General features: G+C 29.7%; 13 protein-coding genes. 9 read left to right on the top strand and 4 right to left on the bottom strand.

Annotated elements, in window-relative coordinates; genetic code table 11:
- Positions 1-102: 102 nt before the first annotated feature.
- Positions 103-594, top strand: coding sequence for a GNAT family N-acetyltransferase (locus tag CD128_RS07330; RefSeq protein WP_103329365.1), 492 nt, complete (start codon positions 103-105; stop codon positions 592-594).
- Positions 595-736: 142 nt separating this feature from the next.
- Positions 737-1,357: a LysE/ArgO family amino acid transporter gene (locus CD128_RS07325; RefSeq protein ID WP_103329364.1), complete on the top strand. Its 621-nt coding sequence runs from the start codon at positions 737-739 to the stop codon at positions 1,355-1,357.
- An 84-nt stretch (positions 1,358-1,441) separates the two neighbouring features.
- Here CD128_RS07325 and CD128_RS07320 read toward each other — a convergent pair whose 3' ends face one another.
- The gene (locus tag CD128_RS07320) at positions 1,442-2,038 is read right to left on the bottom strand and encodes a histidine phosphatase family protein (RefSeq protein WP_103329363.1); all 597 of its coding nucleotides are present in this window, start codon (positions 2,036-2,038) and stop codon (positions 1,442-1,444) included.
- Positions 2,039-2,465: 427 nt separating this feature from the next.
- Here CD128_RS07320 and CD128_RS07315 point away from each other — a divergent pair, with 427 nt between their 5' ends.
- Positions 2,466-2,708 carry a hypothetical protein gene (locus CD128_RS07315; protein ID WP_103329362.1) on the top strand — a complete coding sequence of 81 codons (243 nt, stop codon included), beginning with the start codon at positions 2,466-2,468 and terminating at the stop codon, positions 2,706-2,708.
- Here CD128_RS07315 and CD128_RS07310 read toward each other — a convergent pair.
- Positions 2,700-2,903: a sterile alpha motif-like domain-containing protein gene (locus tag CD128_RS07310; RefSeq protein ID WP_103297845.1), complete on the bottom strand. Its 204-nt coding sequence runs from the start codon at positions 2,901-2,903 to the stop codon at positions 2,700-2,702. The two genes, CD128_RS07315 and CD128_RS07310, sit on opposite strands and share 9 nt — an antisense overlap.
- A 572-nt stretch (positions 2,904-3,475) precedes the next feature.
- Between CD128_RS07310 and tsaA the strand changes: the two genes are divergently transcribed.
- From tsaA to lnsA, 3 genes are all read left to right on the top strand, one after another.
- Positions 3,476-3,733, top strand: coding sequence for a type II toxin-antitoxin system antitoxin TsaA (tsaA, locus tag CD128_RS07305; RefSeq protein ID WP_103329361.1), 258 nt, complete (start codon positions 3,476-3,478; stop codon positions 3,731-3,733).
- A 24-nt stretch (positions 3,734-3,757) separates the two neighbouring features.
- Positions 3,758-3,946 (top strand): type II toxin-antitoxin system toxin TsaT, encoded by a 189-nt coding sequence (gene tsaT / locus CD128_RS07300; protein WP_103329360.1) that lies wholly within the window; start codon positions 3,758-3,760, stop codon positions 3,944-3,946.
- A gap of 77 nt (positions 3,947-4,023) precedes the next feature.
- Positions 4,024-4,620 carry a lipoprotein N-acylation protein LnsA gene (lnsA, locus tag CD128_RS07295; protein WP_415239157.1) on the top strand — a complete coding sequence of 199 codons (597 nt, stop codon included), beginning with the start codon at positions 4,024-4,026 and terminating at the stop codon, positions 4,618-4,620.
- Positions 4,621-4,722: 102 nt separating this feature from the next.
- Here the strand turns inward: lnsA and CD128_RS07290 are convergent, their stop codons facing one another.
- Both CD128_RS07290 and CD128_RS07285 read right to left on the bottom strand, forming a co-directional pair.
- Positions 4,723-4,959 carry a hypothetical protein gene (locus tag CD128_RS07290; protein ID WP_103329359.1) on the bottom strand — a complete coding sequence of 79 codons (237 nt, stop codon included), beginning with the start codon at positions 4,957-4,959 and terminating at the stop codon, positions 4,723-4,725.
- A 171-nt stretch (positions 4,960-5,130) separates the two neighbouring features.
- On the bottom strand, positions 5,131-5,739 hold the full coding sequence (locus CD128_RS07285) for a GNAT family N-acetyltransferase (protein ID WP_103329358.1): 609 nt from the start codon (positions 5,737-5,739) through the stop codon (positions 5,131-5,133).
- Between the two features lie 146 nt (positions 5,740-5,885).
- Between CD128_RS07285 and CD128_RS07280 the strand changes: the two genes are divergently transcribed.
- The 3 genes from CD128_RS07280 to CD128_RS07270 all read left to right on the top strand — a co-directional run bounded on the left by CD128_RS07280 (position 5,886) and on the right by CD128_RS07270 (position 7,300).
- The gene (locus CD128_RS07280) at positions 5,886-6,632 is read left to right on the top strand and encodes a poly-gamma-glutamate hydrolase family protein (RefSeq protein ID WP_103329357.1); all 747 of its coding nucleotides are present in this window, start codon (positions 5,886-5,888) and stop codon (positions 6,630-6,632) included.
- A 92-nt stretch (positions 6,633-6,724) separates the two neighbouring features.
- Complete coding sequence (locus tag CD128_RS07275) at positions 6,725-7,012, top strand: hypothetical protein (protein WP_103329356.1); 288 nt, start codon at positions 6,725-6,727, stop codon at positions 7,010-7,012.
- 60 nt (positions 7,013-7,072) lie between these two features.
- The gene (locus CD128_RS07270) at positions 7,073-7,300 is read left to right on the top strand and encodes a hypothetical protein (protein ID WP_103329355.1); all 228 of its coding nucleotides are present in this window, start codon (positions 7,073-7,075) and stop codon (positions 7,298-7,300) included.
- Positions 7,301-7,467 lie beyond the last annotated feature (167 nt).

The raw sequence follows: 7,467 nt of genomic DNA, 5'->3' as shown, positions 1-7,467 counted from the left end.
TTTAAAAACTTGTCACTAAAAATTAGATTGCGTGTTTTTAAATATTACTTTATTATCAAATTATATTATTAAAAGTTTTATATGGTATATGAGGAGGATATAATGGCTAATATTCGGATACTTAACACTGAAGATTTAGAAATTTATAAAGCGTTATTAGCAAATAATTCCTATACATTTTCTTGGGATCAATTTTATCACCAACATGTTACGGATGATTATCTACTCAACATCCTCTCTTCAAATGATAAATATTGGAATATATTTGGCATATTTAAAGATAATGAACTCGCAGCTTGTGTAACGTTACGTCAAATGAGACAAATTGGAAGAGAGCATAAAGCTATTGTTGAAAATCTATTCTTGAAAGATAAAGAAGATGAAATCATTGCTCAAGATTTAGTCTGTGAAGTCATTGATTATGCGAAAGAACAAGGGATTGAAAAATTAATGACCTGCGTCACTTCTAATAACATTAGTGGCAAAATATTCTTCACCTCTTTCGGCTTTGAAATGTTAGGTTTAGAGGAAAATTCGGCTAAAGTCGGCGATGAATATTTCGATGTTCATTGGCTACTCTACGACATTACTTGAATATTTAAAAATGCGTATAAATATGCGTTAGTAACATCAATAATCACTCTAGCCAATTCCCATTAATACATTATAATAAATGTTACATTTAAATTTTTGGAAAATTTTAATTATTCTGCGTTAATATAGATGGGGTGTCTTTTTGATTCAGGCAATTATTCATGGATTATTATTAGCACTGGGCTTAATTTTACCATTAGGTGCGCAAAATATTTTCATCTTCAATCAGGGGGCAAATCACACTAAGTTTAAACGTGTCATTCCTGTGATTATAACTGCAGGCTTGTGTGATACAATTTTAATTCTTTTAGCGGTTATAGGGGTTTCAATCATCTTACTCACAATTCCTGTGTTGCAATTAATTATTTATATCATCGGTCTAATTTTTTTACTTTATATGGCCTGGACGCTGTGGCACGCCTCTCCTCAAACAATAGAGGTATCGCATCAAACTTTTTCACCACGCAAACAAATTAGTTTTGCTTTATCTGTGTCCTTATTAAATCCGCATGCGATTATGGACACTATCGGCGTCATTGGCACCAGTGCTTCTGCTTATTTTGGTTCTGAAAAGGTTGTATTTACATTAGCGACAATTTCCATTTCTTGGATATGGTTTATCCTTTTAGCAGTACTTGGACGTACAGTAGGTCAAATTGATAAATCTGGTAAGCTTGTTCTTCTTTTAAACAAACTATCAAGTATGATTATTTTAATCGTCGCATTCATCATTATTACCAAGATTTGGCATATACTTTTTTAGATTCTAAAATTAAAAAAAGTGAGCGTAAAAATGAATAATTATACTTTTACGCATATCTCACCTTTACGCTCACGCTATTTAACTCTAATGTTTTACTTCTTCAATTGGATCTATTTTTTCAATGTATTTAAATTCATGATCGTCATATTCAAACTTCAATATATGACAATTTCCTATAGCTACTTCTGATGCTGCAGCATCTCCAATCCATATTCTTAAAAAAGCTTGAATGCCAGTACCATGACTCACTGCTAAAACGGTTGAACCTTCTGACTGTTCCATCATTGCTGTTAACGTACGATTTAAACGTTTTTCTACTTCTTCTCTAGAATCTCCCTCAAACGCAACTAAACGATTACCAAATAAATCGCTGTTATCCCACGTCGCCGTTAATAAATCTACACTTTCACCTTCAAACAAACCAAAGCTCCATTCTTTTAATCCTTTAGAGCGTTGATAAGGCGTGTTTGGCACTACATTTTCTAAAGTATCACATGCGCGCTCAGAGCTTGATGAATATAAACTATCAAACTTAATGCTTTTATTTTTAAAATATTGTCCAGCTATTTGAGCTTGCGAAATCCCTAATTCAGTTAACGGAGAGTCACTTGCTCCCTGAACTTTTCCTCTTAAATTAAACATTGTTTGACCATGTCTCATTAAATAAAGCGTTTTAGACATTAACTACACCTCAATTTTTTATTTTTGAAAATAAAAGAGGTCTGGACAAAAGCGTTTAGGATTTGAGCAGAACCGAACGATGAGCAAAATTGTTTCTCAAATTTTGTCGAGTCGTGAGTCCCAACTTGCTTTGTTTGTAGAATTTCTGAATGAAATTCTCTGTGTTGGGGCCCTGCTGCCGAAAACCCTGCTTTGGGGAAGCCGTTGATAGATTTCCCAGTGCATAAGCTCTTTATGTCACATCCTCGTTTAATCCACTAATGTTAAATTTGGCTATATCTTAAAACTTTATAATTAAATAATATTATACATTAATCTCTTAATTTTCAAAAATGATATAAGGCAAAAAAATAATTATGTAGTTTAAGTCCTATTAAGACGGGTATAAATTAATACAGGATTTACAAATACTAAAGGAGTGTTAATTATGAGCAATCATAATGAATATAGTTATGTTAATCCTAATAAGCTCTCATTAGAGTGGGAATGTTTTATTATAAGTAAATCAGATATGTTACTAGATGGAGTTCCAGGTGAACTTATCAATTCATGGATGGATAAAGATATTATTCAACCATTTTCAATAAAGGATAATGAGATTAATTTTAAAACAAAAGATGTGTGGAAGGCATTAAATACACAAAATTGGTACAATGCACACTCAAATTAGTTTGTATAAACTAATAGCTCGGTTAGCACTTTCAATAAGCTGATGGTCGACATAATTTGACATAACATAAGCTCTAATTGCTTTGTTATTATGTTCGTGTTTTGGAAAATCGTGATCATTCACGATATAATTGGCTAAACTTCCTAGAGGCGTATCATCATTAATAAAACCAATAACAAAATCATAAAATGTCATAATAACCCTCCTCAGTTTAATCAATTTTATAATGTTTTAAAGGTTTTCCTACTTTATATTTTGAATTCATATAAGAAAACTCATATTAATAGTGCGACTTATATTCTAACTATTAATGTATTACAATTATTGATAATAAATAATTGATTACCATGTTTAATATATTGTGCAAAAATTAATTGTTCATTTAAAAATATTAAACCACGTAACTTTTAAATAATCACTATATTATTTAAAGGGGCCACTTTATTTTTTTATAAATATGTCAAAATTGTGAACATTTATAGTGATTTATCTATTTATTTTTATATCAAACTCCCTTTCTAATTGACATTAGATTTTTAACATAATTCATTTATATAAATTTATCGTTTAGATTGAAATATATTACTGTTGACCAAGCTTAAATGTCTTAGTTGACGGTTTTTTTATGCCGTTATTTATAGGAAATTTTGTCAGAATTAAGTCATTATAAAAATATCATGCATTTCGATTAGATAGTAAGTTTGCCCTGTACTTAATTAATGATATGATTAAAATAATGATTTTATAAAATTTAAGAGGTGGCACCCATGAATTCAAGCAAACTATTTTGGTTAAATATTGTCATGACAATTGCGTTTTTAGGGTTTAATATTATAGTCACCTACTATCCTAAATTAGATGATTTTTTTTGGCTTATTCCTGGTTTAATTGTTAGTGGTATCATTATTATTGTTAGTTTAAGTACCGTAGCTATTTCCAAAAATCTTGTAAGCGAAATTATTTTTCTAATTAATATAGTTTTATTGTTATATTACTTATATCCATTAATATACAATTTCTTTTAAACTACACTACAGGAGGCTTAAAATATGAGTACACATTTAACCATTCTACTATGGCTAGGTATATTCTTCGTGGTAGCAGCCTCAATTATATTAGGCTTACTGCTTAAATCTAAAAAAGAAGAACGCAAAGAATCATACCTAGGATTCACAGTAGTATTTTATATTTTCGGTTTTGCTTTATTAATATATGTATTAATCTTTGGTATTTTATAGTTAAAGTTAATCAAGAAATCTAATATCTATATTTTATTTTCCCTTAATTTAGATTACTCATAACTTAGCGTATATAATTGAGGAGAATTGAAGTGACGTTCAATCAACGACTTATTCTTAAAATTTTTTCTATCATATTATTTGGATGGTTATGTATATCATTTAGCACCTATGCTCAATCTGGTTATTCAACAACCTCTTCTTCTAAAAATGATGATTTCGAATTACAACCTGGAGATATTATTTTAACTAAAGGTCCAGTATTATTTGGATTCTTTGGCCATTCTAGTATTGCACTGGATCATGACACAGTTTTACAAATTGAAGGCCCTGGACAGAAACCTATTACTGAATCGTTTGACTCATTTAAAGAACGTTTTGGAGAAGATAAAGATGACTGGATTAAAGTCTATCGATGTTCTAAAGCTGGAGCTGGTCAAGAAGCTGCTAATTGGGCAAGACAACATTACAAAGATAGCGATAAGACATACTTAGTTACAATCAATCCTAAAAGCGAGCGTTTTACCTATTGTACAAAAATTATCTATCAAGCTTATAAATATGGTGTAAATAAGAATGCAGTAAACGATCAAGGTTTACTTATTATTTCACCTTATGCCCTAGTAGATAATTTTACGGATGATTACCGACTCAAATTAGTTAAAACATATTAAATCTATAAGAAAGTAAGGCGAGAAGAATTCATAAGTGATTTCTTCCCGCCTTTTTAATTTGTCATTCTCTTCGCAAAACGCTAATTAACCTATTTGTGATAGTTAGACTGTTTCTCTAAAGTAATTAATAAAATGCTCATTTTCTTCTAATAAATCAATATAAGAAATAGAACTGAACGGAATAATACGCGTACAATTTTTAAGCGGATAGATAATTACCTCATTTTCATAGTCTAAATGAATATCATTTTCTAACACCATTTTCTTTGAACCAACAATGACTGCAATAGCTTTGAAATCCTTATTTTCAAAGTATCTTTTTAGTAAGTCTTTATTCATTTTATATCACATCCTATTCACTTAATATTTATCACATTTATGTAAAAAAACAGTGAACTTAATGTATAAATTAAGTAAACACTTAAAGATAGATTACCTAGTAAATTCTATAAAAATAGATGTTTTATAATTTATATTAAATAACTATAAAAAGTAGTTAACTTAGAAATTCTATTTCAATTTTTTTCTCATTTGATATAAATGGAATGGAGGATGATCGATATTCCCTACTATTTCAAAGCCTTGCTTTTTATACAATCTTACAGCTTTGTCGTTATCTTTTACGACAGTAAGTGATATTTTATTAAACCCATTTTCAAGCGCTTGTTGTTTAGCATAATCTAATAATTTGCCCCCTACACCTTTACCTCTGGCATCAGGCATGGTAGCTAACATACTAATATGGTATTCATCCTCTTGTCCCTCTTCCATTGAGACAAGTGCATAGAAACGTTTAGGATGTTTAGCAATCGAAAGAAATGGCTTTAATTTATTCATTGAAATAATTTGAAGTACTGTCGGCGTCATTGCTTTTTCTATTTGTTCAAGTGGCCCGCATGTAATGGCACCTAGAACTGTCTCATCTTGTATTGCCACAAATGAGAACTCATGGCTAAATCGGTTTGCACGATTTTTCCATAATTTTTGTAAATCCGCTTCAATTTCTTTTTTATTTGCCTTTCCTAATATAACTTCAGCCATGTTATCTATGGCTGCATAAGTCAATTGTCCCCCCTCTTGATGTTGAGGACGTCCTTTTTCAATATGTATATCACTCATAATATTACCTCCTACCTTACTATTTACTTTCTTTTTTAAAATAAACAATATTTGTGATATAAAAATAAGTAATATATAATAAACAATTAATTAAATTAACAAAAAACTTTTCTATCATTTTAAAATTTTTAATAAGGGGCTCTAACATGAACAAAAGAAATAATTGGTACTCTAAACTATATTATTTATTTCTCGCTATCATAATTTTTTTAGCAATTATTATTTCTTTCATCATATATAAAACACATAAAGAACAAAATTCCTCTTCGTCAGATTATTATTCAAGTTTTGAAGATTTAGCTAAACATACGACTGAAGGCAAAGATTGGCGCATTCTTAAACAAAATCGTAAAGATAACCATATATTAGTTACTGCTATTCATGGGGGCGGTATTGAACCTGGAACTACTGAATTAGCTAGACGTATCGCTAATATTGGCAAATACGATTTCTATTCTTTTGAAGGACGTCTTCCTGAACATAATGAAAAACTGCATATTACTTCAACCGTTTTTAATGAGCCTACGCTTGAAAAGATGTTAAAACATACTGATGAAACCATCTCAATCCATGGCTATGCCGGTGAAGATCCAATCGTTTACGTGGGTGGACAAGATAAAAAACTAGCCAAATCTATAAAACGTTCACTTGAAGATAAAGGTTTTACAGTTCAAAAGAGTCCTAAAGGCATCGAAGCTATGTCTTCAGACAATATCATTAACAGAGATGATGAAGAGTCAGGCGTTCAACTTGAATTAACTACTGGACAAAGAGCTTTATTTTTCAAAAATAAAAATTTGAACCAGAAAACTAGAAGCAATTCAGATAATTATACAAAGACATTTTATAAATTTGCGAAAGCTGTTAATAAAGGTATTAAAGATGCCAAATAATAAAGTTATTTGCCACTAAAAATTAATAATTTATAGGTTTCCTATTATGCAAAAATTGGGTATAAATAACTATTATTAGGGGAGGAATTACAATGTTAGACGATTTTACTAAAGAACAAAAATATACTATCGCTAAATTTTATAAATTATATATGGAGCGTTCTAACAGTGGGCAAAGTGAAGCAGAAGCAAATGATTTTAAAGATAGTATCACTGCCCAAGATGATTATTTTTGCGATAGAGAATACAGTGATTTCTTAGAAAACTGTAAAGTACTTATCGACCATGGTTATTTAGAGGGCGACATATCAGCAGATAGAATTGATAATATTAAAGTAACTAATAAAGCTTTTACTGAAATTGAAAGAAGCTTTGGGTAAACTTAATGCTACGTTAGAGCGTTACTAACGTAGTTTTATTTTGATTGAAAAGGTGATCACATGTCTAATTCAAATTGGAAAATCAATAATCATTCACAAAGATCGTTAATGATTCAAGAAAATAACGACGAAATCTCAATCGTTGAGCCATTATCAAATGGTACTTTTCGCATTTTAGCTGAAATAAATATCATATCAAATAAAGATAATACTAAGTTATATGATGAGAAGCTATTTGTATCTACTAGCGTTGATGACCAAGAACTTAATATTTTTGATAGATCATAAACATACTTAGAGAAACTAAGTAATATTAAGCTTATTAACGATTGATTTACATAATCTTTTTAAAAGTAATTAGATGTTAATTCTAAGTTAATATTTATTATTTGGTAAGTATAGTACAATATATTTAATAACTTAAAATTTAAATGGAGGTACAGTATGGATAAAGC

The organism is Staphylococcus croceilyticus (genome assembly GCF_002902575.1).
Lineage (GTDB): Bacteria > Bacillota > Bacilli > Staphylococcales > Staphylococcaceae > Staphylococcus > Staphylococcus croceilyticus.
The sequence above is the reverse complement of the archived record's forward strand: the minus strand, read 5'-3'. Positions and strand labels throughout refer to the sequence as shown.